Annotated in this window: 21 protein-coding genes; 11 read left to right on the top strand and 10 right to left on the bottom strand. The window is 62.8% G+C overall.

Features of this window, described 5'->3' with window-relative positions:
• Positions 1 to 60: 60 nt before the first annotated feature.
• The 5 genes from GU927_RS08665 to GU927_RS08685 all read left to right on the top strand — a co-directional run bounded on the left by GU927_RS08665 (position 61) and on the right by GU927_RS08685 (position 8,257).
• The gene (locus GU927_RS08665) at positions 61 to 1,098 is read left to right on the top strand and encodes a hypothetical protein (RefSeq protein ID WP_217765571.1); all 1,038 of its coding nucleotides are present in this window, start codon (positions 61 to 63) and stop codon (positions 1,096 to 1,098) included.
• A gap of 668 nt (positions 1,099 to 1,766) precedes the next feature.
• Positions 1,767 to 2,387, top strand: a complete 621-nt coding sequence (locus GU927_RS08670) for a TetR/AcrR family transcriptional regulator (protein ID WP_232489164.1) — start codon at positions 1,767 to 1,769, stop codon at positions 2,385 to 2,387.
• Between the two features lie 2 nt (positions 2,388 to 2,389).
• Positions 2,390 to 3,565, top strand: coding sequence for an efflux RND transporter periplasmic adaptor subunit (locus GU927_RS08675; protein WP_161762014.1), 1,176 nt, complete (start codon positions 2,390 to 2,392; stop codon positions 3,563 to 3,565).
• A gap of 11 nt (positions 3,566 to 3,576) precedes the next feature.
• Positions 3,577 to 6,849, top strand: coding sequence for an efflux RND transporter permease subunit (locus GU927_RS08680; protein ID WP_161762016.1), 3,273 nt, complete (start codon positions 3,577 to 3,579; stop codon positions 6,847 to 6,849).
• Between the two features lie 109 nt (positions 6,850 to 6,958).
• Positions 6,959 to 8,257, top strand: a complete 1,299-nt coding sequence (locus GU927_RS08685) for a tetratricopeptide repeat protein (protein ID WP_161762017.1) — start codon at positions 6,959 to 6,961, stop codon at positions 8,255 to 8,257.
• A gap of 3 nt (positions 8,258 to 8,260) precedes the next feature.
• Here the strand turns inward: GU927_RS08685 and speB are convergent, their stop codons facing one another.
• The 6 genes from speB to GU927_RS08720 are packed head-to-tail and all read right to left on the bottom strand — an operon-like array spanning position 8,261 to position 13,631.
• Positions 8,261 to 9,235, bottom strand: coding sequence for an agmatinase (gene speB, locus GU927_RS08690; protein WP_161762018.1), 975 nt, complete (start codon positions 9,233 to 9,235; stop codon positions 8,261 to 8,263).
• Positions 9,232 to 9,966 (bottom strand): MBL fold metallo-hydrolase, encoded by a 735-nt coding sequence (locus GU927_RS08695; RefSeq protein ID WP_232489165.1) that lies wholly within the window; start codon positions 9,964 to 9,966, stop codon positions 9,232 to 9,234. Before GU927_RS08695 ends, speB begins: the two co-directional genes overlap by 4 nt.
• Positions 9,963 to 10,961 (bottom strand): ABC transporter ATP-binding protein, encoded by a 999-nt coding sequence (locus GU927_RS20675; RefSeq protein WP_161762019.1) that lies wholly within the window; start codon positions 10,959 to 10,961, stop codon positions 9,963 to 9,965. The genes GU927_RS08695 and GU927_RS20675 overlap by 4 nt, the downstream gene beginning before the upstream one ends.
• Positions 10,958 to 11,725, bottom strand: a complete 768-nt coding sequence (locus GU927_RS08710; protein ID WP_161762020.1) for an ABC transporter permease — start codon at positions 11,723 to 11,725, stop codon at positions 10,958 to 10,960. The genes GU927_RS20675 and GU927_RS08710 overlap by 4 nt, the downstream gene beginning before the upstream one ends.
• Before the next feature lie 2 nt (positions 11,726 to 11,727).
• The gene (locus GU927_RS08715) at positions 11,728 to 12,582 is read right to left on the bottom strand and encodes an ABC transporter permease (RefSeq protein ID WP_232489166.1); all 855 of its coding nucleotides are present in this window, start codon (positions 12,580 to 12,582) and stop codon (positions 11,728 to 11,730) included.
• Positions 12,579 to 13,631 carry a polyamine ABC transporter substrate-binding protein gene (locus tag GU927_RS08720; protein WP_161762022.1) on the bottom strand — a complete coding sequence of 351 codons (1,053 nt, stop codon included), beginning with the start codon at positions 13,629 to 13,631 and terminating at the stop codon, positions 12,579 to 12,581. The genes GU927_RS08715 and GU927_RS08720 overlap by 4 nt, the downstream gene beginning before the upstream one ends.
• 115 nt (positions 13,632 to 13,746) lie before the next feature.
• Here GU927_RS08720 and GU927_RS08725 point away from each other — a divergent pair, with 115 nt between their 5' ends.
• The 4 genes from GU927_RS08725 to GU927_RS08740 all read left to right on the top strand — a co-directional run bounded on the left by GU927_RS08725 (position 13,747) and on the right by GU927_RS08740 (position 18,422).
• Positions 13,747 to 14,364, top strand: a complete 618-nt coding sequence (locus tag GU927_RS08725) for a TetR/AcrR family transcriptional regulator (protein WP_161762023.1) — start codon at positions 13,747 to 13,749, stop codon at positions 14,362 to 14,364.
• Positions 14,365 to 14,428: 64 nt separating this feature from the next.
• Entirely contained in the window at positions 14,429 to 15,391 is a 963-nt protein-coding gene (locus GU927_RS08730) for a magnesium transporter CorA family protein (protein WP_161762025.1), read from the top strand.
• A 41-nt stretch (positions 15,392 to 15,432) separates the two neighbouring features.
• Complete coding sequence (locus tag GU927_RS08735; protein WP_161762027.1) at positions 15,433 to 16,461, top strand: agmatine deiminase family protein; 1,029 nt, start codon at positions 15,433 to 15,435, stop codon at positions 16,459 to 16,461.
• Positions 16,458 to 18,422, top strand: coding sequence for an amidase (locus GU927_RS08740; RefSeq protein ID WP_161762029.1), 1,965 nt, complete (start codon positions 16,458 to 16,460; stop codon positions 18,420 to 18,422). Before GU927_RS08735 ends, GU927_RS08740 begins: the two co-directional genes overlap by 4 nt.
• On the opposite strand, the gene nagA is transcribed toward GU927_RS08740, so the two are convergent.
• The 4 genes from nagA to GU927_RS08760 are packed head-to-tail and all read right to left on the bottom strand — an operon-like array spanning position 18,419 to position 22,153.
• Positions 18,419 to 19,537 (bottom strand): N-acetylglucosamine-6-phosphate deacetylase, encoded by a 1,119-nt coding sequence (nagA, locus tag GU927_RS08745; protein ID WP_161762030.1) that lies wholly within the window; start codon positions 19,535 to 19,537, stop codon positions 18,419 to 18,421. The two genes, GU927_RS08740 and nagA, sit on opposite strands and share 4 nt — an antisense overlap.
• Complete coding sequence (locus tag GU927_RS08750; RefSeq protein ID WP_161762031.1) at positions 19,537 to 20,559, bottom strand: SIS domain-containing protein; 1,023 nt, start codon at positions 20,557 to 20,559, stop codon at positions 19,537 to 19,539. Before GU927_RS08750 ends, nagA begins: the two co-directional genes overlap by 1 nt.
• Positions 20,556 to 21,326, bottom strand: coding sequence for a GntR family transcriptional regulator (locus tag GU927_RS08755; protein WP_161762032.1), 771 nt, complete (start codon positions 21,324 to 21,326; stop codon positions 20,556 to 20,558). Before GU927_RS08755 ends, GU927_RS08750 begins: the two co-directional genes overlap by 4 nt.
• Positions 21,326 to 22,153: a BadF/BadG/BcrA/BcrD ATPase family protein gene (locus GU927_RS08760; protein WP_161762033.1), complete on the bottom strand. Its 828-nt coding sequence runs from the start codon at positions 22,151 to 22,153 to the stop codon at positions 21,326 to 21,328. The genes GU927_RS08755 and GU927_RS08760 overlap by 1 nt, the downstream gene beginning before the upstream one ends.
• Positions 22,154 to 22,308: 155 nt before the next feature.
• Here GU927_RS08760 and GU927_RS08765 point away from each other — a divergent pair, with 155 nt between their 5' ends.
• Both GU927_RS08765 and GU927_RS08770 read left to right on the top strand, forming a co-directional pair.
• A complete protein-coding gene (locus GU927_RS08765; protein ID WP_161762034.1) occupies positions 22,309 to 23,202 on the top strand; it encodes an N-acetylmuramic acid 6-phosphate etherase in 894 nt (297 codons plus the stop codon).
• Positions 23,203 to 23,225: 23 nt separating this feature from the next.
• Positions 23,226 to 24,476 carry an ABC transporter substrate-binding protein gene (locus GU927_RS08770; protein WP_161762035.1) on the top strand — a complete coding sequence of 417 codons (1,251 nt, stop codon included), beginning with the start codon at positions 23,226 to 23,228 and terminating at the stop codon, positions 24,474 to 24,476.
• Positions 24,477 to 24,527: the final 51 nt, after the last annotated feature.

Genomic DNA, 24,527 nt, shown 5'->3' on the forward strand with positions numbered 1-24,527 from the left:
GCAGCTAAAAAGGCCCGCACGGATGCGAGCCTTCTCCTGAAATTATCACTCGCTGCCCTGTTGCTGGCCGCGGTCGCCTTGCTGCTGCTGGCCGCGGTCGCCTTGCTGCTGCTGGCCACCGTCGCCTTGCTGCTGCTGGCCGCGGTCGCCTTGCTGCTGCTGGCCACCGTCGCCTTGCTGCTGCTGGCCACCGTCGCCTTGCTGCTGCTGGCCACCGTCACCTTGCTGCTGCTGGCCGCGGTCGCCTTGCTGCTGCTGGCCACCGTCGCCTTGCTGCTGCTGGCCGCGGTCGCCTTGCTGCTGCTGGCCACCGTCGCCTTGCTGCTGCTGGCCACCGTCACCTTGCTGCTGCTGGCCGCCGCCGGTTGGGCGATGATGAGAACCAGAAGAAGGCTCCTGCCCTGTCGTTCCATCGAAGGGGGCACTGCCTACTTCAAGATCATTCCCAGGGTTCGTTCCTTGTATTCTGTCTTCCTCTTCCTCTTCCTCTTCCTCTTCCTCTTCCTCTTCGTCTTCTTCGTCTTCTTCGTCTTCTTCGTCTTCTTCGTCTTCTTCGTCTTCGTCTTCGTCTTCGTCGTCTTCGTCGTCTTCGTCTTCTTCGTCTTCGTCTTCGTCGTCTTCGTCGTCTTCGTCTTCGTTGGTGTCGTCGTCAGTGTCGGAGTCGTCGTTGGTATCGTCGTCGTTAGTGTCGTCGTCGTCGACGTTGGTATTGTCTTCGTCTGTGTCGGTATCCGGCGTAGGTCCATCCGACGGAGGATTCGACGGATTGAAATTCGGCCCGCCCGTCGCACGATCCCTTACCGTGGGAATCGATGCGGTCGGTCCAAACAGTGCCGAACCCAGCGCACCACAGTTTTCATCGACGTACTCCAGGATTTCCAGAAAGTCCTCCCGGTCGCGAATTGCACGGAGCAAGCCTCTGTCCAACGGTTCTTCCCGCAGGACGTCACACATCTCTTCGGGCAGCTTCAATTCGCGGATCTGCGCGCCGGCCGTGTGCGGCAGCACGAAGAGCGACCCCATGAGAATGAAGGCAGACCCGAAACCGGCGGCGACCTTCCTTTTCGGTATGTATCTGTTGCGTCGGGACATGTCTGAACTCCTGGGTCATGCACATCCAAACGGATGGCTATCTATTAACTTCTGTTAACGTGACAGCAGGAGGTCGGTCAAATTTTAGCCCTAATTATGCCAAAAAGGTCTCCAATTGATGGCGCATTTCGTCCCCAGCGGTAATTGTCTAAGATTCTATACACGCGAAACGTGTGTATCGTTGCAGATCGGTTAACAAGCTGAACCAATCCTGAAACGAATCACCTGCAAGGAACCGCGATCGACCCGTCAATCTGGCTGGAAGGAGCAATGAGCCCTCCTAAACCTCAGTTTATGGCAGCTGGATCAAAACTTTTGACACACTTACGCCCAAAATGTGGCAATCCCGCCACATTTCGGCGGACCTCGGGACCCGAACGCGGCATCCTGCCATAATCGCTCCGCTGAGGACGGGACGGGAGCTGCATTCCCCAAGGCCGGGTTTCGGCTCCTGTGAAAGGCAATTCTTCAGGATTATCAAAACGGAAATACGAAATACGAAATTGCTGAGGAAACCGATCAAGCAATTACCCTAAAGCAGAAATCTTCAAGAGTTCCTGCGTAATCGATCTGTTCAGAAACGCGCGCAAGACGTGAACCACACTTGACTCACTGCGCCCATCCTCTATCTGTGAATGAACGTTCATTCTCGTCCTGCCGACAGGAACAGCCCTGTGAACCTGCCTGACCGAACCCCGCCGCAAGCCGAACACAAGGCTCTCGAAATCCTCGACGGCGTCCGCGACGCCTTTGTCGAAAAGGGCTTTGACGGAGCGTCCATGCAGGACCTTGCACGCGCCTGCGGCATGAGTGTCGGAAACTTCTACCGGTACTTCCCGTCAAAGGCCGCGATCGTTGCCGCTCTCATCACGCGCGATCTGGCAGAAGTGGGCGAACAGTTCAGCCAGATCATCGAAAGCCCGGACCCGATGGCCACCCTTCGGTTGGCCCTGCACCAGCGGATTGCCGATAACCAATGCCAGGGTGACGGAAAACTCTGGGCAGAGATGACGGCCGCCTCTCTCCGAAAGCCCGAAATCGCCGAGATAACCCGCCAGATGGAGACCGAGGTCACACGATACCTTGCCATCGTTTTTGCCCGCGTTCTGGGTATCCCTGCCGAAATCGCCCAGCAACGATATGCCGCCCATGCCAGCCTGCTTGTCATGATGATCAAGGCCACTGCAATGCACCATACCGATACCGAAAAGGGCCGCGACGCCCTGATCGCCCTGACGGTCCGAACCATGAACCGCATTCTCGATGAAATCGTCAGTGATTATGTGAAAGGTTGACCATGCGTCTGTCCATCCTGCTCGCCTTGTCTGCCATGTTGGTCGCCTATGCCCCCACAAGGGTATTCGCGGCCGAGGAAACACAGGACGGGACCCCCACGGCAACCCTTCCAGCCATCACCGTCTCGACCGTCGAACGGCGTCTTCTTCGGGACCGCGTGATCGTGTCCGGACTGGTGAACCCGGTCGAGGAAGTGCAGGTCGCGCCCCTGATCGAAGGGCAGCCGATCGAAACGCTGCTTGCCGATGTCGGTGACAGGGTAGAGGAGGGCCAGGTACTTGCGACTCTGTCCAAGACCACGCTGGAACTGCAGAAAAGCCAGTATCAGGCTTCGCTCGCCTCGGCAGAGGCGACGATTGCACAGGCCGAGGCACAGTTGCTCGAGGCCCGGGCGAGCGCGGATGAGGCCCGGCGCGTGAACGAACGGACAGAAGCCCTGCGGGAACAGGGTGCAGCCTCGCAGGCGGCTGCCGATCAGGCGAGCGCGACCGCAATTGCATCGACCGCCCGCGTAACGGTGGCAACGCAGTCGCTCGAGGCGGCCCGTGCGCAACTCGCCCTGGTTCAGGCACAGCTTGCCAATGTCGACCTTCAACTGTCGCGGACCGAGGTCAAGGCCCCTGTCGCGGGCGAAATCACGCGTCGCAACGCGGTTTTCGGGTCCATTGCCTCGGCCGCCGGGCAGCCGATGTTCACCATCATCCGCGACGGTGCGCTGGAACTTTTGGCGGATGTTGCCGAAATCGACCTGATGCGCCTGCAACCGGGCCAAAAGGTCGGAATGGTGGCGGTCGGCGCGCCCGAGCGGCTGAGCGGCATGATCCGTCTGGTCGAGCCGACGATTGATGTCGCAACGCGCCTTGGCCGTGCGCGCATTACGATCGACCAACCGGACGGCGTGCGGTCCGGTATGTTCGTCGATGCCGAAATTCTTGTGGCCGAACGGGAAACGGTCGCTGTTCCGGTGACGGCTGTCGGATCAAACGGCGCCGGAAGCACGGTCATGAAAGTGGTGGATGGCACCGTGCTGCGCGCGGCCGTCCAAACCGGAATCCGCGACGGAGGCTGGGTCGAAATCCTTGAGGGCATTTCCGAGGGCGACACCGTCGTTACCAAGGCAGGTGCTTTTGTCCGGGATGGCGACCGGATCAATCCCGTCCCCGCCGCAACGAATTGAGGGGACCTGCGATGAATTTCTCCGCCTGGTCCATCCGCAATCCCGTCGCCCCGCTTCTTGCCTTTGTCTTGCTGGTGGTACTCGGCTGGCAGAGTTTCACCACCCTGCCGATCACGCGGTTCCCCAATATCGATGTTCCATTGGTTGCCGTGACCGTGAACCAGTCCGGCGCCGCACCGGCCGAGATGGAGACGCAGGTCACAAAGGAAATCGAAGATGCCGTAGCGGGGATCACGGGCGTCAAGAACGTTGTCTCGACCGTGACGGATGGTTCTTCGACCACGGTCGTCGAATTCCGCATGGAAGTACCGACCGACAAGGCGGTGCAGGACACCAAGGACGCTATCGACCAGATCCGCGGAGATCTTCCTGGTTCGATCGAAGCGCCGATCGTAAGCCGCATCGACGTCGAGGGTCAGGCGATCATGACCTTTGCCGTATCGGCGCCCGATATGACCATCGAAGAACTATCCTGGTTCGTGGATGACACGATCATCCGCAGCCTGCAGGGCCGGCCCGGCATCGGGCGGGTCGACCGATATGGCGGGGCGGAACGGGAAATCCGTATCTCGCTCGACCCTGTGAAACTGGACAGCTATGGCATCACTGCCAGTGCGGTGAACGCGCAGCTGCGCGCGACCAACGCCAATGTGGGTTCCGGCCGGTCCGAACTGGGTGCGGGAGAGCAAGCCATCCGGACATTGGGCGATGCCAGAACGGTGGAGCGGTTGGCAAACACCACCATTGCGCTTCCGTCTGGTCGCCATGTGCGTCTGTCCGATCTGGGGGACGTGACCGACACATACGAGGAACTGCGATCCTTCTCGCGGCTCAACGGGGAACAGGTCGTCACCTTTGCGGTGTTCCGTGCCAAGGGTGCATCCGAAGTGTCGGTCGCCGAAACCGTGAACCAGCAACTCGACACGCTCCGCGCCCAAAACCCGGACGTGCAGATCAAGCTGGTGGACGAGACTGTCTTCTACACCTACGGCAACTACGAATCCGCGCTGCATACGCTGATCGAAGGGGCGATCCTCGCCGTTCTCGTGGTGCTCGCTTTCCTCAAGAACTGGCGCGCGACGCTCATCTCTGCCGTTGCATTGCCGCTCTCGGCAATCCCGACCTTTTATGTGATGGACCTGCTGGGCTTTTCGCTGAACCTTGTAAGCTTTCTTGCGATCACGCTGGCCACCGGAATTCTCGTCGACGACGCGATTGTCGAGGTCGAGAATATCGCACGCCATATCCGCATGGGCAAAACCCCCTATCGTGCCGCGATCGAGGCTGCCGACGAAATCGGTCTTGCCGTGATCGCGACCTCGGCCACGATTGTGGCCGTCTTCGTTCCGGTTTCCTTCATGCCAGGCATTCCGGGCCAGTATTTCCGCCAGTTCGGACTGACCGTGGCCATTGCGGTGATCTTCTCTCTGATCGTCGCGCGCCTGATCACGCCCATGATGGCCGCCTACCTGATGCGCGCCAAGGACGTCGAGGAAAAGCACAGCGATGATGGACCGCTGATGAGATCCTATCTTCGTGTGGTCCGGGCAACGACCTCCGGCCGCATCTGGTTGATCCCTGCGCGCTATCTGACCTTGGGTGGGGCCATCGCCGTTCTGGCCGTCTCTGTCTTCTTCATGCTGAAAGTTCCCGGCAGCTTCATCCCGCCAGAGGATGTCAGCCGGATACCGATCTCGGTCGAACTTCCCCCCGGCACGACGCTCGAGGAAACCGACCGCACCACACAGGCGATGGTGAAAGCCATTCAGGAAGTCGACTGGGTCGAAAACGTCTTCGTGCTTGGCGGCTCCTCGCCCACCGGTGACCGTGACATCCGGAGGGCTTCGGTCACTGTTCTGCTGAAACGGCTCGACCATTCGCTGCTGCTGAAGCTGTCGCAGATCGGCAATCGCATCCCTGTCCTGAGCTGGATCGTTCCCGAGGTCGAGAATACCGGTCGCACCGTTCCGCAAAACCAGATCGAGGCCCAGATTTTTGCGAAACTGGCGCAGATCCCCGACATCCGCGCATTCAAGCTGAACGACAGAGGCGAACGCGACCTTTCCTTCTCGATCCTTGCCGGCAACGAGGCCGATCTCAACATCGCCGTTGCACGGTTGGAAGAGGCCCTTTCAGGTGATCCCCTTCTCGCAAACGTCGCCTCGGAAGGTGCCTTGCCGCGCCCCGAAATCCAGATCACCCCCCGTGCCAACGAAGCGGCGCGGTTGGGCATCACGACGGCGCAGATCGCAGAGGTCGTTCGCGTGGCCACCATCGGCGACGTGGATGCCGCGCTGGCCAAACTGTCCATCGACAACCGTCTGATCCCGGTGCGCGTCCGTCTGAATGACGCCAGTCGCGAAGACCTGACCCGGATCGGTGCATTGAAACTCACCACGGCAACGGGTGCCGCCGTTCCATTATCTGCTGTGGCCGATATCACCATCGCCGAGGGGCCATCGATGGTGGACCGCCTGAACCGCGAGCGCCGCGCAACGATCGGTGCCAACCTGCCCGTCGGCGTCGCACTGGGTACCGCAGCCGCAAGGTTCAAGGAGGTGATCGAAAGCGTCGAACTTCCGCCCACCGTCCGCGTGCAAGAGGCCGGCGATGCCGAGGTGCAGCAGGAACTGATGGCAAGCTTCGGCAATGCCATGATCCTTGGCTTGATGCTGGTGCTTACGGTTCTGATCCTGCTGTTCAAATCGGTGATCCAGCCTTTCACCATCCTTTTCTCTCTGCCCCTCGCAATCGGTGGCGTGGCTGCGGCGCTGATACTGACCAACTCGGCCCTCTCCATGCCTGTCCTCATCGGCATCCTGATGCTGATGGGGATCGTGACCAAGAATGCCATCCTGCTGATCGATTTCGCGATCGAGATGCGCCATCAGGGAATGTCCCGTTTCGAGGCAGTGATCGAGGCCGGACATAAACGCGCCCGACCCATCGTCATGACCTCCATCGCCATGTCGGCCGGAATGCTTCCCTCGGCGCTTGGCGTAGGCGAGGGGGGATCATTCCGCGCACCGATGGCGACGGCTGTCATCGGCGGGATCATCGTGTCCACCGTCCTGTCGCTCGTGATCGTTCCGGCTTTCTTCCTGATCATGGACGACCTTTCGCGTCTGTTGGTTCGCCTCTTCAGCCGCGTGATCGGTCCCAAGGAGGAAGAACCGGAAGAGCCCGCCGCCCATGTCCTTGCTGAACGGATCGACGCGCTCGAGGCCCGCCTGGACGGCCGTCCGCCTCAGAGGGGCACCCCTGCGCTGCATGTGGCGGAATAGGATTGGTCACTACCTATGGCGGCAATGCCCTTCTCGAGGTAGTTAACCGTCGCTAATACTTCTTTGGCACGGTACGGCTGCCTTACGGTCGGACCGATGGAGGTTGGCGATGAGCACTCAGCACAGCAAGGCCGACAATACCGAATCCCGACGTGATCATGCCTTACGACTGGTGCGAGAGCGCCGGTATCAGGCCGCCGTAAAGCTGCTTGAACCCCTTACCGTCGAGTTCGGTGATGGGGACCCGGAGCTCTTCGCTGCCCTGGGCCGCTGTCACTGGAGCCTTGAAAACTACGACGAGGCAATCCGCCTATGTGATCGCGCCTCTGCACTCGATCCGTCCGATGCTGAATCCATGTTCCTGGCGGGCAGGTCGCTCAAGAAATCCGGACAGATGTCAGCCGCCCTCGCCCGGTTCGAAACCTTGACTGCCCGATTTCCAGCTTTTGCCGAAGGCTGGAACCTTCTGGGATCATGCCTACGCGAAAGCGGGCGCTTCGAAGATGCCATATCCGCGTATGAAAAATACCTGTCGATGAAACCTGAAGCGGTCGAGGCGACAAATGCCTATGTTATGGCTCTTGTGCGCGGCGGCTATGAGGAAAAAGCCCGTACCGTTGGGCTGCGCCTACTGAAGTTGAAACATGACAACGCGATCAGTGCCTTCGCAAAGGCAAGTGAAAATCTGTCTCTTCACCCTGCGGAAAAGATCTTCAATCCCTCAAAGCCGAAGCGGAATGTGATCTGCTTTTCGCTGTGGGGCAACCTTCCAGCATATGTGACTGGCGCTATCCTCAATGCGCGCATCGCAAGTGCAATCTATCCGGGCTGGACGTGCCGATTCTATTGCGATCCAAATGTTCCTCCCGATGCGCTGGAGCAACTCCGCCTGTCGGGGGCGCAGGTCATCATGATGCCCGGGCCCGATTTGGCCCGCCTGCGGAACATGTGGCGGTTCTTTGCCTCTGACGATCCAGAGGTGGATTTCTTCCTGTGCCGCGACACAGACTCCCGCCTGAACGTGAAAGAGGCCATCGCTGTGGACCTCTGGCTGAAGTCTGGCAAACCTTTCCACGTCATCCGCGACCACCTTTATCACACCGAACTGATGCTCGCCGGAATGTGGGGCGGCATGGCACGTGTTTTGCCGGACCAACGCAGGTTGATCGATGCAAAGCATGGCTCCAGCTTTTACCATTTCGGTGATCAGGCGTATCTGGCCCGCTATGTATGGCCGCTGATATGCGATCATGTCGTCCAGCATGACAAGTATTATGCATTCCACGGCGCGGCACCTTTGGACTGCAACTATGAGCTTGCCCCGTGGCAACACATCGGGGGATCGACAAAATCTGATGTGCCGCACTGGTCCACAATTGCCTATCCGGCCGAGGACACCAACTCCTGACGGTCAGAAGGTCAGCCCGGAAAAACGCGAGGGCCGCTGTGGCACTCCGGGCAGAACGCAGAGCATCTCGTACAGGATGTTCGCCCCGATCAATGCGGTGTTGCCCGTCGGATCATAGGGCGGCGAGACTTCCACCAGATCCCCGCCCACGATGTTCAGACCAGCGCATCCCCGGATGATCTCGAGCGCCTGCCAGGTCGAAAGACCGCCCGGTTCCACCGTGCCCGTTCCAGGCGCAAATGCGGGGTCAAGGCTGTCGATGTCATAGCTGATGTAAACGGGCTTCTCGCCGATCCTTGCCCGCACGATCTCCATCAAGCGGACAAGCGACTTGCCCCAGCATTCCTCCGCCTGAACGACGGTCCATCCCTGCCCGCGCGCCCAGTCGAAATCATCCGCAGCATAGCCGGTGCCGCGCAGGCCGATCTGGAACACCTTGTCGTTGATCAGGCACTCGTCCTCCCACGCGCGGCGGAAGGGGCAGCCATGGGCGACGGTCTCGCCAAACATATGCTCGTTGATATCGGCATGGGCATCGATGTGGATGAGCGCGACGGGACCATATTTCTCTTTCATCGCGCGCAGGATTGGCCAGGTCAGGGTATGGTCGCCGCCCAGCGTCAGGGGAACGACGTCTTCGGCAAGAACCTTGCGGTAGTGGTCGGTGATGATGTCGACCGTCTTCTTCAGGTCGAAGGTGTTGATCGGCACATCACCAAGATCCGCCACCTGCAGGTGGTCGAAGGGGGCCGCGCCGGTCGCCATGTTGTAGGGCCGCAGCATCCGGCTTTCGTCCCTGATCTGGCGCGGACCGAGGCGGGTGCCTGATCGGTTCGATGTCCCATGATCCATCGGAATCCCGATGAAGGCAACGTCGAGACCCTCGGCCGACGTGACCGCCGGGAGCCGCATCATCGTGGCTGGCCCGCCAAAGCGTGCCATCTCGTTTCCGCCAAGGGGTTGGTTGAACGTTTTCATGCCTTTTCCTTCGCCTTCAGCCAGTCGCCGATGATCTGCCGATGCCTCTCGCGCCCATAGCTGGGGTAATGCCCTGCATGAACCACCCTTACGGGCAGGTCGTAAAGCCTCTCCATGCTGCGCCGGTAATCGGCGGCATTGGAATGATAGGCGTCTTCGATGAGCGGACCGTCATAAACCAGATCACCGGCGAACAGGATGCCCGTTCGCGCCTCCCACAAGGCGATCCCGCCGGGCGAATGGCCGGGGGTATGGATCACCTCGAAATGCCGGTCGCCCAGATCGACGACATCCCCGTCCCACAACAACCGTGTCGCCGGGGCCGACCGGACCTCATAGGTTGCGGATTGATAGGGCGCAGGGGGCATCCGGACAAAGATATCGTCCTGCACATAGGGATCAGCCAGCGTCGCCCGTCGTGTCGGGCTCCGCATCATCTCGGCCTCGGCTGCGTGGCAGAGACGACAGTCGAATTCGTGGTGGCAGCCGATATGGTCGAAATGCGTGTGGCTTGCCACCGCCTGCAACGGCCGTTCGGTCACCAGTGGCACCCACTCGCGCAGACTGACCACACCCATCCCGCTATCGACAAGCATGTCGCCAGTCCGACCGCGCACGTGCCAGACATTGCAACGGTAGAAATCATGCAGATTCGGCTCGTCGATCCACGTCACGCCATCGTCCAGTTTCCGCACCCGCCACCAGCCGTCCGGCCCTGTCCGTTCCATCATGCCTCCAGCACCACATGGGTTTCCGCGCCAAGGTCGAGAACCGTTCCGACCTCCGGTGCAGATCTTTGCGGAAGATGCACCACCAATCGCAGATCCGGCGCCCGCACGGGCGAGACCCGCGCCCGCAGATAGGTTCCGAAAAAGGTCGTTTCCTCCACGCGGCATGGCCCCAGCCGCAAAGAACCACGCTCGGAAATCGCCTCGGGACGGATACACAGACACCCGTCCGGCACGCCCAGTACGCCCAGACGCGACACGCCGTCCTTGACGGGGATCCGGTTGATCTCGCCCATGAACGCGGCCGAAAAAAGGGTGCGCGGACGAAGGTAGACCTGTTGTGGCGGTCCCTCGTCCTCGATGCGCCCGCCATTCATCACGACGATGCGGTCCGCAATGGCCATCGCTTCTTCCTGATCGTGGGTCACGTGGACAAAGGTCGTTCCGACCCGCCTCTGGATGTCCTTCAGCTCATCCTGCATCGCGCGGCGCAATTTCAGATCCAGCGCGCCCAGCGGTTCGTCCAGCAGCAGGACATCCGGCTCGACCGCAAGGGCACGGGCCAGTGCCACCCGCTGCCGCTGCCCGCCGCTCAACTCGTGCGGTCGGAAGGCACCGCGCCCGCCCAGTCCGACCAGTGCCAGCATATCGTTCGCCTTTGCTTCCCGCGCCATCCTGCCGATCCCGCGCATCCGCAGGCCGAAGGCGACATTTTCGGCCAGTGTCATATGCGGAAATAGCGCATAGTCCTGAAACACCGTCGTCGTGGGCCGGTTCTTCGGCGCGACCCCCGTCATGTCCCGCCCTCCGATCAGGACGCGGCCCTCGCTGGGTTCGGCAAACCCGCCGATGATGTTCAAAAGCGTGGTCTTGCCGCAACCCGAAGGCCCCAGCAACACCACGAATTCCCCCGCCGCGATGTCCAGTGATACCCCGTCCAGAGCCAGCGCCGTTCCGTACCGCTGCGTCACCTTCGCGATGGACACGCCTGCCGTCATTTCACCCTCCGGAACACGAAGATCTCGAGCACGACGACCAGCGTGACAGAGACAAGAAAAACCAGAGACCCCACCGCATTGGTTGCAGGCGAAAGCCCCGATTTCAGCATCGACCAGATTTCGACCGGCAGCGTTACGTCAAAGCGGGTGAGAAGGAAGGCTATGATGAATTCATCCCAGCTGAACGTGACCGACAGGAAGAATGCGGCCGCCAGCGGGGCAGCCAGCATGGGCGCCGACACCAGAAAGAGCACCTTCCATTCCGGCGCGCCCAGATCGCGCGCGGCGCGTTCGGCGCTCTTCTGATGATCCCCCATCGCGGCATAGCTTATCGCAAAACAGAGCGGCAGGTTGATCACCACGTGGCCGATACCGGCGGTCCAAAGCGACAACCGCACGCCCATCTGGTTGAAAAGTGCCAGCAAGCCCAGCGCGATGATCAGGTAACTCACCGTCATCGGCGCGATCAGCATTCCCCGCAACAGCATTGTCCCGGGCAACCTTACCCGTGCCAGCGCATGGGCAGCCAGAAACCCCAAGACCAGTGCCACGAGCGACGACACCGTGGCCACCATGGCCGAATTCACGAGCGCCGCCACCAGATCGCGGTCACCCAGCACGGCGGCATACCAGTCCAGCGTCACCCCTTGAAATGGCGGAACCGGCAGTCGGCCATCCTGAAACGAGAACGCGACCAGCACGACCACGGGCAGAAAGACAAAGGCATAGGCAGCGGCCAGATAAACCCAGGACAAAACGCGCATCGCTATACCCTGTCCAGTCGCAGCCATCTGCTGCAGGCGAAATAGGCCACTGTCACCACGGCCATCAGCACCACTGACAAAGCCGACGCCAACGGGAAGTTTCCGCTTCGGCCAAGCTGCAGCATGATGAGCTGTGGCAGTGTCAATTCGTTGTTTCCGCCCAGTATCTGCGGCGTGATGTAATCCCCGATGCACAAGACAAAGGTCAGGAAGGCGCCGGTCATCACACCCGGCAGGGTAAGCGGCAGGATCACATGCCGGAAGGTCGCCCAGCGACCGGCCCCAAGATCGGCGGCCGCACGGGCATAGTTCGGTGACAGCTGGATCAGGTTGGCATAGATCGTAAGCGTGAGCAGCATCACGAAGAAATGGACGAAACCGATCACTGTCGCCACGCGGGTCGAGGCGATCTCCAAAGGTTCTGCAATCAGTCCCAGTCCCAGCAGCGCCTTGTTGACGACCCCGTTCTGGCCCAGCACCAGAAGCCACGAATAGGATCGCACGACATAGGACGTCCAGAAAGGCAGCACCGCCAGCAACAATGCCAGCCTTTGCCACCGCGCAGGAACGCGGAACGCGATGATCGCAGCCAAGGGATAGGCCAGCAGGACCGAGATCACCGTCACAATCGCGGTGATCTCGAGCGAATTCAGCAAAGCCTTCAGCATGGTCCAGTCGGTGAAGATGCGGACGTAATTCCCGGGATCAAATCCCCGCACCACGTCACGCCCTTCCATATGGGCAAAGGACAGCGCGATCATGGCCGCAAAGGGCAGGACAAAGAAGGCCAACGTCCAAAGCAGGGCAGGGGCCACAAGGCCCCAGCCCATCCGCTGTTCTGCCCGTGCCAGGTTCACTGGTTCAGCATCTCGGTCCACATGTCCTGCATCGCGGTATCCAGCGCCGCGTCAGGGATCGGATACAGCTGGGCGCGCTTCAGAAATTCCGGCTGCTCTGACCAACGCAGGACGGTTTTCTGTTCCACCGAAAGGGAATCCCCCGCCTTGGCATTCGCAGGCATCCCCCAATAGCAAGACGAGCTCGCCAGCCGTGCCTGTCCCTCGGGCGAGACGATGTATTTCACGAACTCCAGCGCCAGATCCGGCTGCGTCGATCCTGCGACCACTCCGATGGATTGCGCCCAGCGCAGCCCGCCCTGCTTGGGGATGGTCCAATCGAGGTTGGGGTTCTCGGCCGACAGGACCGCAGTCAGCCATTCCCCCCCGCCAACGACGATATCCACCTCGCCGGTGGCCAGCGCCGTCTGGGCAGAGACCACATCCGAAACCTGCTTCGACGCGGCCCGCAGCTTGAACAGCGGATCCTTGAGCGAGGAAAGGTTCCCTGCGGTGATGTCAGCGGTGTTCACCCCCTGACCCAGCGCGACCAGGCCGATGACCGGCAGGTAATAGTCGTAGATCCCGATCCGGCCGTCGTATTTTCCCGACGTCAGCGCCGCCATGTCCTGCATGTCTGCCGGATCGACCTTGGTCTTGTCATAGGAAATCGTGTTGTAGCCGAACTTCTCGGTCACGGCATAGGTCTTGCCGTCGATCACGTTGTTCTCTGCCATCACCACTTCGGGGAAGAAATCCGCGGTCGGCAGCTGATCGGCCGGGATTTCCGCCAGATGCCCCGCCTCGACTGCGCGTCCGACATCGACGGCGTCGATCACCAGCACGTCCCAATCGCCGGGCTGCGACTGGTCAAGGATCGCAAGACCTGCCGCCGTGCCTTCGTATTCTTTCAGGTTCACCGTGACGCCGAATTGTTCCTCGAACGGTTCGACCAGCGCTGGGTCGGTATGGTCACACCAGACCAGCGCATTCAATTCTTGGGCAAAAGACGGGCTTGCCCCCGCCAGAAGCGCCAGGGCGGTAAGGGAAACGGAGTGGAAACGGGCCATCATTCTTCTCCATGTCGGGGGATTGACAGCTCTGTCGGCTGTCTTCTGGAAAAGAATTGAGTTCGTTCAAATTTGAAGTCAATGTCAAAATCGGGACGATTTGCGAACGGTTGTGATGACAGGGCTGCGCGAAAGACAAAAGGCCGACCGGACCCGCCGCATCCTCGAGGCGGCCTCGACGCTTTTCCGCGAACGTGGCTACGGAGCCATACGCATCGACGACATCGCCCACGCCGCCGAGGTCTCTGTGGGAACGCTCTACAACTACTTCGCCACAAAGGGAGATCTCCTGCTCGCCATCGTGTCGATGGAGGTCGAAGAGGTGCTGGAGTCGGGCAAGGCGCTGGTGGCCGCCCCGCCGCCGGATCCGGCAGAGGCCCTGTCGCGTCTTGTGGGCATCTATTACGACCACTCCCTTTACTACCTGTCGAAAGAGATGTGGCGCACTGCGATGGCAATTTCGATCGAGGCGCCCGATACCCCGTTTTCGGCCCGCTATACCGCGCTGGACGGGATGCTGGCACAACAGGTCTGCGATCTGATCCTTGAACTGCAACGGCGCGGATATGCGCGCCCCTGTGTCGATCCGGTTGCGATGGGTCAGGTGATCTTCAACAACCTGAACCAGATGTTCATCGAATTCGTCAAACAGGACGACATGCCCGTCGCGACACTCCATGCCGCAACGGATCGCCAGCATGTCGTCCTTGCCGAAATGCTCGCCCCGCGATGACACCTCCTTTACGCTTCGACCGTCACCCGCTTAGGGTCGTCACGTCCTGTAATCCGGTGATGCCATGCTCTCTGCCTTTCGCGAAGCCGACGGACGCCTGATCCGCCTCGCACCCGAGGCCGCATTGACCGAAGCGGTCTGGATCGACCTGTTCCGCCCGACCGAGGTCGAGACAGCCGCAGTCGCAGCGCTGGGGATCGAGGTGCCGACGCTGGACGACATGGAAGAGATCGAAATATCGAACCGCCTCTACCGCGAGGACGGCATCGATTACATGACCATCCAGCTGACAGGGCATTCCGAAACCAACGCTCCGATCGCCGGACCCGTCACCTTCATCCTCACTCCGCGCCGTATCGTCACGGTCCGCCATCACGCCTCCCGCCCGTTCGAAACCTATCCCACACGCGCCGACAAGGTTGGCCCGGGATGCAGCAGTGCCAATGCCGTGTTCCTGTCTCTGGTTGAAGAAATCGTTGGCCGTCTGGCGGATCTGCTGGAAAGTTCGGGCCGCAGTCTGGATCACGTTTCGCGGTCGGTCTACGCGCCCGGAAAACGCGGGCAGAACCAGAAACGGCTGGAGGTGGCCCTTCGCCATATCGGACGCGAGGCCGAACTGATGGGAAACATCCGCCTTGCGCTGCTGACGCTGAACCGCGCGTTGGGCTTTTATGGCCAGACCGCCAAGGACCGCACCGGAGACGAGGGTTTGTCGGGTGCGGTGGCGAACCTGATGCGCGACATCGACTCGCTCGAGGTCCACACCGATTTCCTGTCGCAGCGGGTGGGTCTGACCTCGGACGCAACGCTCGGGATGATCAATCTTGCCCAGAACTCGACAGTCCGGATCGTTTCCGTTGTTGCGGTCCTCTTCTCTCCGCCAACCCTGATCGCGTCGATCTACGGAATGAATTTCGACGTCATGCCGGAACTGGAACAGCCTTGGGGTTACCCCACCGCACTTGTCGTCATGCTGGCCTCCTCGGCCATCGCCTATCTCTACTTCCGCTGGAAAAACTGGCTCTGACACAGCCGAAACCGCATTTCACCCGTAACGGACAGCTTGCCATGACCTGGACCATGCCCCCCGAAACCGCGCCACAGGACCGTATCTGGATGGCCTTCCCCCGAGAGGGAGCCACCCTCGGTACGACTGTGGCAGAGCGTGAGTCTGGCTATGCCGCCTGGACCGCCGTCGCCCATGCCATCGCGGAATTCCAGCCGGTCACCATGATCGTGGATCCGTCCGAATCCGCCCGCGCGCGGCGGATGCTGTCAGCGCAGATCGAAACGGTCGAGCGTGTGATCGACGATTTCTGGATGCGCGATTCCGGTCCCACCTTCGTCCATGCCGATGACGGGTCCCTTGCTGCGGTGGACTGGATTTTCAATGGCTGGGGCGGGGGCGACTGGACCTCGGCCACGCATGACCGGGGGCTTGCGCGTTTTGTGGCCGATCTCGCAGGCGTACCGGTGATCCCTTCGCTTCTGGTGAACGAAGGTGGCGGCATCCATGTCGACGGCGAAGGCACCATCCTTCTGACCGAAACCGTCCAGCTCGGCGCGGAACGAAACCCCCAGGCCGATGCTCTGCGGGTCGAGGCAGAGATGACGCGCACCCTCGGCACGTCCAAGGCAATCTGGCTTCCCCGTGGCCTTGCCCGGGACTACGAGGAATTCGGAACCCGCGGCCATGTCGATATCGTGGCCACCTTCCCCGCTCCGGGCAAGGTTCTGGTCCACGCACAGGAAAACACCGGTCACCCCGACCATGCCACGATGCGGGACATCCGTGCCTTGCTCGCGGCCGCAACAGACGCCAAGGGCCGTCGGCTGGAGGTGATCGACCTGCCCGCACCGGATACCCAGACCGATGCCCACGGTTTCGTGGACTGGTCTTATGTGAACCACCTTGTCATCAATGGCGCGGTCATCGCCTGCGCCTTCGGCGAGGCAAAGGCGGATGCGCGCGCGGCAGACATCCTCGCCGCCGCCTATCCCGGGCGGAGGATCATACCCGTCGACGCGCGGGAACTCTTTGCCCGCGGTGGCGGCGTCCATTGCATCACCCAGCAGCAACCGAAACCGCTGACATGAACATCGTCGAAGCTTCCCTTGCCGACCTGCGCGCCGCGCTGGATGCAGGCCGCACCACCACTGTCGCGCTGACAGCGGCCTATCTCGCCCGGATCGCGGCCCATGACCGCCATGGGATCGCGCTGAACGCCGTCCCCGTCCTGAACCCCGCGATGTTCGAAGAGGCTCGCGCCGCCGATTTGCGCCGCGCGCGGGGCCAAACTCTGGGTCCGCTGGACGGAATCCCCTACACAGCAAAGAACAGCTACAAGGTCAGGGGTCTGACCGTCGCGTCCGGCTCACCTGCCTTTGCCGGGCTTGTTGCCAAGGACGATGCCTTTGCCATTGCGCGCCTGCGTGCGGCAGGTGCCGTGCTGGTCGGCCTGACCAACATGCCGCCCATGGCGAATGGCGGGATGCAGCGCGGCGTCTATGGCCGCGCCGAAAGCCCCTATAACGCTGCCTTCCTTACCGCGGCCTATGCATCCGGTTCCTCCAATGGTTCGGGCACCGCCACGGCGGGCAGTTTCGCCGCCTTCGGTTTGGGCGAGGAGACATGGTCCTCGGGGCGTGCGCCCGCCGCGAATAACGGCCTGTGTGCCTATACCCCGTCGCGCGGCATCATCTCGGTGCGGGGAAACTGGCCGCTGGTCCCGACGATGGATGTGGTGGTTCCGCACACGCGCAACATGTCGGACATGCTGGCCCTTCTGGATGTGATCGTCGCGGATGATCCCGAAACGCGCGGCGATCTCTGGCGCAGCCAGCCCTGGGTAGCGATCCCGAAAAGCAGCGATGTCCGACCGCCGTCCTATCCCGCGCTGGCCGCGAATGCCTCGCTGAAGGGCAAGCGGATCGGGGTTCCGGCCATGTATATAAACGCTGACCCGCTTGCCGGAACGGCCGGGCACCCCGGGATCGGCGGGCCGACCGGGCAGAGGATAGACACCCGTCCCTCCATCATCGCCCTGTGGCAACAGGCGCGCGCAGCGATCGAGGCGGCGGGCGCGACCATTGTCGTGACCGACTTCCCGGTCATCACCAATTACGAAGGCGATCGCCCGGGTGCCCCCACGATCCGCACCCGTGGGCTGGTCTCCCCGGAATATCTCAGACGCGAGATCGTTGATCTGTCGGTCTGGTCCTGGGACGATTTTCTTGCCGCCAACGGTGACCCGCAACTGAACCGTCTGGCCCAGGTGGACGGGAAGCTGATCTTCCCGCTGCCCAAGGGGGCATTGCCTGACCGCTATGACGGGTTCGACGATGATATCGGGACCTATCCCGCCTATGCCCGCGCCAATCCCGTCGCAGATTTCCGCACCATTCCCCATCTGGCCGACGGTTTCCGCGCGCTCGAGGAGACGCGCCGCCGTGATCTTGAAGAATGGATGGATTCACTTGGTCTGGACGCCGTGGTCTTTCCGGCGGTGGCCGATGTCGGCCCTGCCGACGCCGATGTGAACCCCGCTTCCTTTGATCGGGCTTGGGCCAATGGCGTCTGGGTTGCCAATGGTAATCTGGCGATCCGGCATCTGGGGATTCCCACGGTCACCGTCCCGATGGGCGTGATGGAAGATACCGGAATGCCTGCGGGCCTGACCTTTGCGGGTCGCGCATGGGATGACGCGGCCCTGCTGCAAGTGGCTACGGCCTTCGAGGCGACGGGGACTTACCGCTCTGCCCCGTCGCGATTGCCGGCTGAATGTCTTGCGCCTTCCCGTTCCCTGCCGCAGGCAGAGGCGCCTGCCCCCGTGCTGGTCTTGAACGCGGAACCGCTGGGCGATGGGCAACGTCGGCTGACGATCCGGTGGAAGTCGGATGCGGCGTTGCTGCGGCTGACCGTGAACGGACAGGACGTGCAGGAAACGTCTCTGATCCTGCCGGAAAACACGCATTTCCACAGCGAATGGATGCCGCCTTGGGGCGATCTGGTGATTGCAGAATTCGCCGATGGCAGCGCGGCCTTCGCCGAGGTCTAGGCAGCGACGCCAGCCCGCCAGACCCCGCAAAGCGTCCAATCCGGCCCCAGATGAACCAGATCCGCCTGCGCCCCGATGCGCAGGTGGCCCAGATCCCCGCGCCCGATCACAGAGGCGGGAATGGTTGTGGCCATAGCCAGCGCACGCCCCGACGGGATGCCCACGGCCTCGACAAGCACCTGCACCGCGCGCGGCAGCGTGAGGTCTGCGCCAGCCAAGGTGCCATCCTCAAGCGTCAGGCGTCCCCCTTCCCGCAGGATGCGGCGGCCGCCAAGGTGGAATTCTGTGGCCCCGGTCCCAGCCAGCGCCATGCAGTCGGACACAAGGAAAACCCCGTCCTGTTTGGCCGCCAAGGCCACACGCAGTGTCAGGGGGTCGACATGAATGCCATCCGCGATCAGTCCGGCGAACCCGTCAGCCGTAAGGGCGGCGCCGACCATCCCCGCCTCGCGATTGCCCAACTGGCTCATGGCGTTGAACAAATGCGTGGTGCAGCGCGCACCTGCGGCGAAGGCTGACCGTGCCGTTGCCGCAGTGCAGTCGGTATGACCAAGCGAGACGATGACCCCTGCCGAAGCCATGGTGGCAATCTGGTCGGTCGTGACCGACTCTGGCGCGACGGTGACCATCAGGGCGGGCAGTTCCGCCGCCGCCTCGAGCACGAGAGCGAGATCGCGTTCCGTCATCTGCCGTATCAGGGCTGCGTCATGTGCCCCTTTGCGCCGAGGGTCCAGATGCGGGCCCTCGAGATGCAGGCCAAGAAAACCGGGTACCTGCGCCTTTGTCGCGGCAATCCCTGCCTCGACCACCCGCGCCGTGGCGTCATAGCTGTCGGTGATCAGGGTTGGCAGGCAACCTGTCGCGCCAAGCCGTGCCTGAACCGTACAAACAGTCTCTAACACTGCCCGATCCGTTGATCCGTCTATAGCCAGACCACCCGATCCGTTCACCTGAAGGTCAAGAAAACCGGGGGCAAGGATGCCGCCCCGAAGGTTGACGACATGCCCCTCGGGCGGGCCATAGCCGATCACAACGCCGTCCTCGACGACCAGCGCGCCGTCCTGGAAATCTGTGCCGTCGAAAACCCTTGCTCCGGTGAAAGAGACCCGTCCCATCACACCGTCTCCGTCACCTTGCGAAGGTGTGGCGGGGTGTCCGGATCGAAGCCGCGCCGTCGGGCCAAGGCTTCGACAAAGGCATAGAAGCCGACGGCCAGAACCAGTGGCGCGACCAGCGGGTGCAGCCCCTTGACCGAAGGTAGCGTGGTGCAACCCGCAGCCTCGACCCCCGTCACGAACACGTCCGCTCCCTGTGCCGCAAGCTGTACCGCTGTCTGTATGACTCCGGCCTGTGCCGCATCCTCGACCGCAAGCGCCAGAACGGGAAAATGCGCCTGCACGATTGCAGAGGGTCCGTGCAGAACTTCCGCTGCGGAATAGGCCTCGGCATGGAGACCGCATGTCTCTTTAAGCTTGAGCGCACATTCACTGGCGATGGCAAAGGCGGGACCCCGTCCCAGCACAAAGCCCGACTGCGCCCGCGCCATGCGTGCTGCCAGCGGCGACCAGTCCAGCGCCAACGCTTCGGCGAAGGCATCGGGCAATGTCGCCACCGCCGCGCGCAGTGCCGCATCCTCGCGCCACTCGGCCACCAGAGCCAGACCCGCCAGAACCGAGGTGACGAAGGTCTTGGTCGCGGCAACGGACTGTTCCACACCCGCAAGCAGCGGAAGGCAATGCGCGCAGACCTCGGCCATCGGGCTGTCAGCGAAATTTGTGATCGCGATGGACAGCGCCCCACCCTCCCCTGCGGCGCGCATCATCTCGACGATATCGGGGCTGCGGCCGGACTGGGAAATTCCGACGCAGGCCGCCCCCGAAAGGCGCAGGGGTCTGTGATAGACCGACGCCACCGAAGGCCCGACCGAGGCGACCGGAACACCGGCCAGCAATTCGACCGCATATTTCAGGTAGGTCGCTGCATGGTCCGATGATCCCCGCGCCACCGTCACGATCAGGGCGGGATCGACCGTCCGCATCGCTGCCGCCGCTGCCTGAAGCGCGGGGCGCGAGTCGTCCAGAAACCGTCTTGCGGCCTGCGGAATCTCGGCCACCTCGCGCGCCATATGGCTGGTCATGGTCCGGTCCTTTCTGCGTCAGGGGCAAGCTTCAGTTCCACCGCAAAGTCATAGGCGTCACCGCGATAGAGCGAACGCGTGAACTCGACCACGCGCCCGTCCGGCAGATAGCCGATCCGTTCGATCCGCAATCCTGCCGCACCTGTCGGCACGCCCAGCAATTCCGCGTCCCGCGCGCCCAGATTGGCGGCAGAGATCCGCTGCACGGCGCGCACGGGGCGAAGTCCGCGCGACTGGAGCACGGCATACAAGGACGCTTCCACCCCTTCCGGTTCCGGCAGGATCTGCGCCGAAAGCGAGGCGCGTTCGATGGCCAGCGGCACGCCATCGGACCGCCGCACCCGTTCCAGCCGCGCCACGCGGTCCCCCGCGCCAAGACCGAGCGCCATCACCTCTTCCGGTGCCGGTGCGTGCAGTCCCCGCGCCAGCCAGACCGACTCCACGCTTTTGCCGCGCCGCGCCATATCCTCGGTAAAGCTTGTCAGCAGGCTGAGCGCCTGTTCCAGACGTTCCACCCGTTGCGCGACAAAGGTGCCGGACCCGCGCTTTTGCACAAGCTGCCCCGAGGCCACCAGCCCCTCGACCGCCTTGCGGACCGTGACACGGCTTAGCCCTGTCAGCGCGGCCATGTCGCGTTCCGGTGGCAGGCTGTCCCCCGGTTTCAGGCGACCCGACCCGATGGCATCGGCAATGCGCCGCTGCAATTGCAGATAGAGCGGACCCGACCCCACCTCTTCGAACCCGTCGGGAGAGAAGAGCCGTTCCATCACGCCGCCTCGCGCGCGAGCATGAGTGCGCCGTCAAGGGCCGTGCCCTGCGCTGTCTGGATGCGGAAGCGATCCGCCATCCCTGCGGCAAAGACCGGACCCAGCCCGCCAAGGAATACCACCGGAAGGTCATCGTTCCCCGCAAGCAGGGACACCGCTGCGATCACATCCTTTCGGGCCTGTTCCATGACCGACAGCGCCGCCGGATCGTCGCTTTGGACGACGCGGGGCGCGAAGGCGGCAAGATCGACGGGCCGCGCCCGCAGGGACAGGGCAACCACCCCGTCGGCACCGCCCGCCTCGGCCAGCAGGGCGGAAAGGAGAGGCGTCATCGGCGCATAGCCGTCGGTCGCGCGCAAGGCGGCGGACAGGATGGCGCGACCGATCCATGCCCCGCTCGCCTCGTCCCCCAGAACCAGCCCGCGTCCGCCGATCTGGCGGATCGTCCCGCCGCGCTGGGCTGCGAAGACCGATCCGGTGCCCAGCGCCGCGACAATCCCGTCCCCCGTCCCCAGCGCGCCCTTCACGGCCGTGATTGCGTCCGTAACCACGGCGACCCTGCGATAGGGCAGGGCCCCGCGCAACCTGTCCGCCGCTCCTGCGGCATTGGCCCCCGCCAGACCGAGCCCTGCCGCGACCACCTGTCCACCGCCCGCCGCATCCAGTGCGGCCGTGGCGGCCCTGAGGATATTGTCCGCCGCCCCCTGCGGATCAGAGGCGATGTTGGCGGGCCCCGCCTCGGCCCGCCCGCGCACCACACCTGCGGCATCGGCCACGGCCGCGCGGCAGCCCGTGCCGCCCCCATCAATGCCCAAGAACAGCTGCATGGCGAATCCCTTTCGCCAATAAAGATACCAAAACAATACCAAATGGAAAGAACCTTGCAGATTTCTGCCGCAAATCCTTTGCTGCACCTGCAAAATGGAAAGATGCTTTACAATTGGTATTGTTTTGGCATTGTCGGTGACGCAGGAGGAATCACATGGCCGACCGCCCGACAGAGGCCCGTCATCCCCATTCCGCCGGGCTGCATGCCCTGTCGGGGCCTGATGCCCTGTCGCGGTTGCTGGACGCGCAACTCGCGGCGCTGTCCATGGTGCGCCCTGCCATTGCCGCGATAGATGCCGCCGCGACCGCCGCCGCCGAAAGTCTGCGCGGCGGGGGAAGGCTGGGCTATGCGGGGGCCGGTTCATCGGGGCTGATGGCTTTGGCGGATGCGCTGGAACTGGCGGGAACCTTCGGCATTCCGCCCCGGCGGACGCCGGTCCTCTTTGCGGGGGGCGCCGGGGCGCTGCTTCACATGACCGGTGCGGTCGAGGACGACCCTGCACTGGCCCGGGCGGATTTCCGTGCCGCAGGCCTCGTGCGCGGCGATACGGTCCTGTGCCTCTCCGCCTCTGGCAGCACACCCTACACGCTGGTCGTGGCCGCGCTTGCGCGCGAGGCGGGGGTGACGGTGGTCGGCATCGCCAATGTCGCGGGCTCGGCGCTGCTGCGGGACAGCGACATTCCGGTGCTTCTGGATACCGGACCCGAGGTGGTGAACGGGTCCACCCGCATGGGGGCGGCCACGGCGCAGAAGGTGGCGCTGAACATGCTGTCGGTGCGGATGGGGTGCCTGCTTGGCCATGTCCATGACGGGTATATGGTCAATCTCGTGGCCGACAATGCCAAGCTGACCGAGCGCGCGGCGCGCATCGTGGCGGGGATTTCCGGGTGCGACATGGACATGGCGAAACACGCGCTGCGCCAGACGGGCGGGGCGGTGAAACCGGCGGTGCTGATTGCCGCCGGCGCCTCGGCCGAACGGGCAGAGGCAGAGTTGACGAACAGCGGGGGGGCAATCGGCCCGGCCCTCGCCGCTTTGAACGCATAAGGCCATCAATAGGGAGTTGATCAATGACCAAGACCTTCCGCTTCGCGCTTCTCGCCTCCACCCTGCTGGGTGGCGCGGCGTCGGCGCAGGATGTGACGCTGACGATCGAAAGCTGGCGCAACGACGACCTTACGATCTGGCAGGACACCATCATTCCGGCCTTCGAGGCCGCCAATCCCGGTATCAAGGTGGTCTTCGCGCCCACCGCCCCCGCCGAATACAACGCCGCGCTGAACTCCAAGCTGGCGGCGGGCAGCGCCGGTGACCTGATCACCTGCCGTCCCTTCGACGCCTCGCTTGAACTCTACAATCAGGGGCATCTGGCGGACCTGTCGGGGCTGGCGTCCATGGCCAATTTCTCGCCGGTGGCGAAATCGGCATGGCAGACGGATGACGGCAGCGCGACCTTCTGCGTGCCCATGGCATCGGTGATCCACGGCTTCATCTACAACAAGGACGCCTTCGACGCGCTGGGCATCGCAGTGCCCACCACCCGCGACGAATTCTTCGCCGCGCTGGACAAGATCAAGGCCGACGGCACCTACATCCCGATGGCAATGGGCACCAACGACCAGTGGGAAGCCGCCACGATGGGTTACAACAACATCGGGCCGAACTACTGGAAGGGCGAAGAAGGGCGTCTGGCGCTGATCAAGGGCGAACAGAAGCTGACGGACGCGCAATGGGTCGCCCCGTTCGAGGAACTGGCCCGCTGGAAGGACTATCTGGGTGACGGCTTCGAGGCCCAGACCTATCCGGACAGCCAGAACCTGTTCACCCTTGGCCGTGCCGCGATCTATCCGGCGGGGTCGTGGGAGATCTCGGGCTTCAACGCGCAGGCGCAGTTCGCCATGGGCGCCTTCCCGCCGCCGGTCGCCGCGGCTGGCGACACCTGCTATATCTCGGACCATACCGACATCGCGATCGGCATGAACGCCAAATCACCGAATGCCGAGGCAGCCAAGACCTTCCTCGAATGGGTCGGCAGCCCGGAATTCGCCACGCTCTACGCGAACGCGCTGCCCGGCTTCTTCAGCCTGAACTCCACCCCGGTGGAAATGCAGGACCCGCTGGCGCAGGAATTCGTGTCCTGGCGCGGCAAGTGCCAGTCGACGATCCGGTCCACCTACCAGATCCTGTCGCGCGGCACCCCGAACCTGGAGAACGAGACGTGGAACGCCTCGGCCAACGTGATCAAGGGGACCGAGACGCCTGCGGATGCGGGCAAGCGCCTGCAGGACGGGCTGGCAAGCTGGTACGAACCGCAGAAATAAGCGCGGGTTGACCTGACAGCACCGGGGGGGCCGCCTGCCCCCCCGGACCCC

The organism is Paragemmobacter amnigenus, from assembly GCF_009908265.2.
In the GTDB taxonomy this organism is placed as follows: Bacteria; Pseudomonadota; Alphaproteobacteria; order Rhodobacterales; family Rhodobacteraceae; genus Paragemmobacter; species Paragemmobacter amnigenus.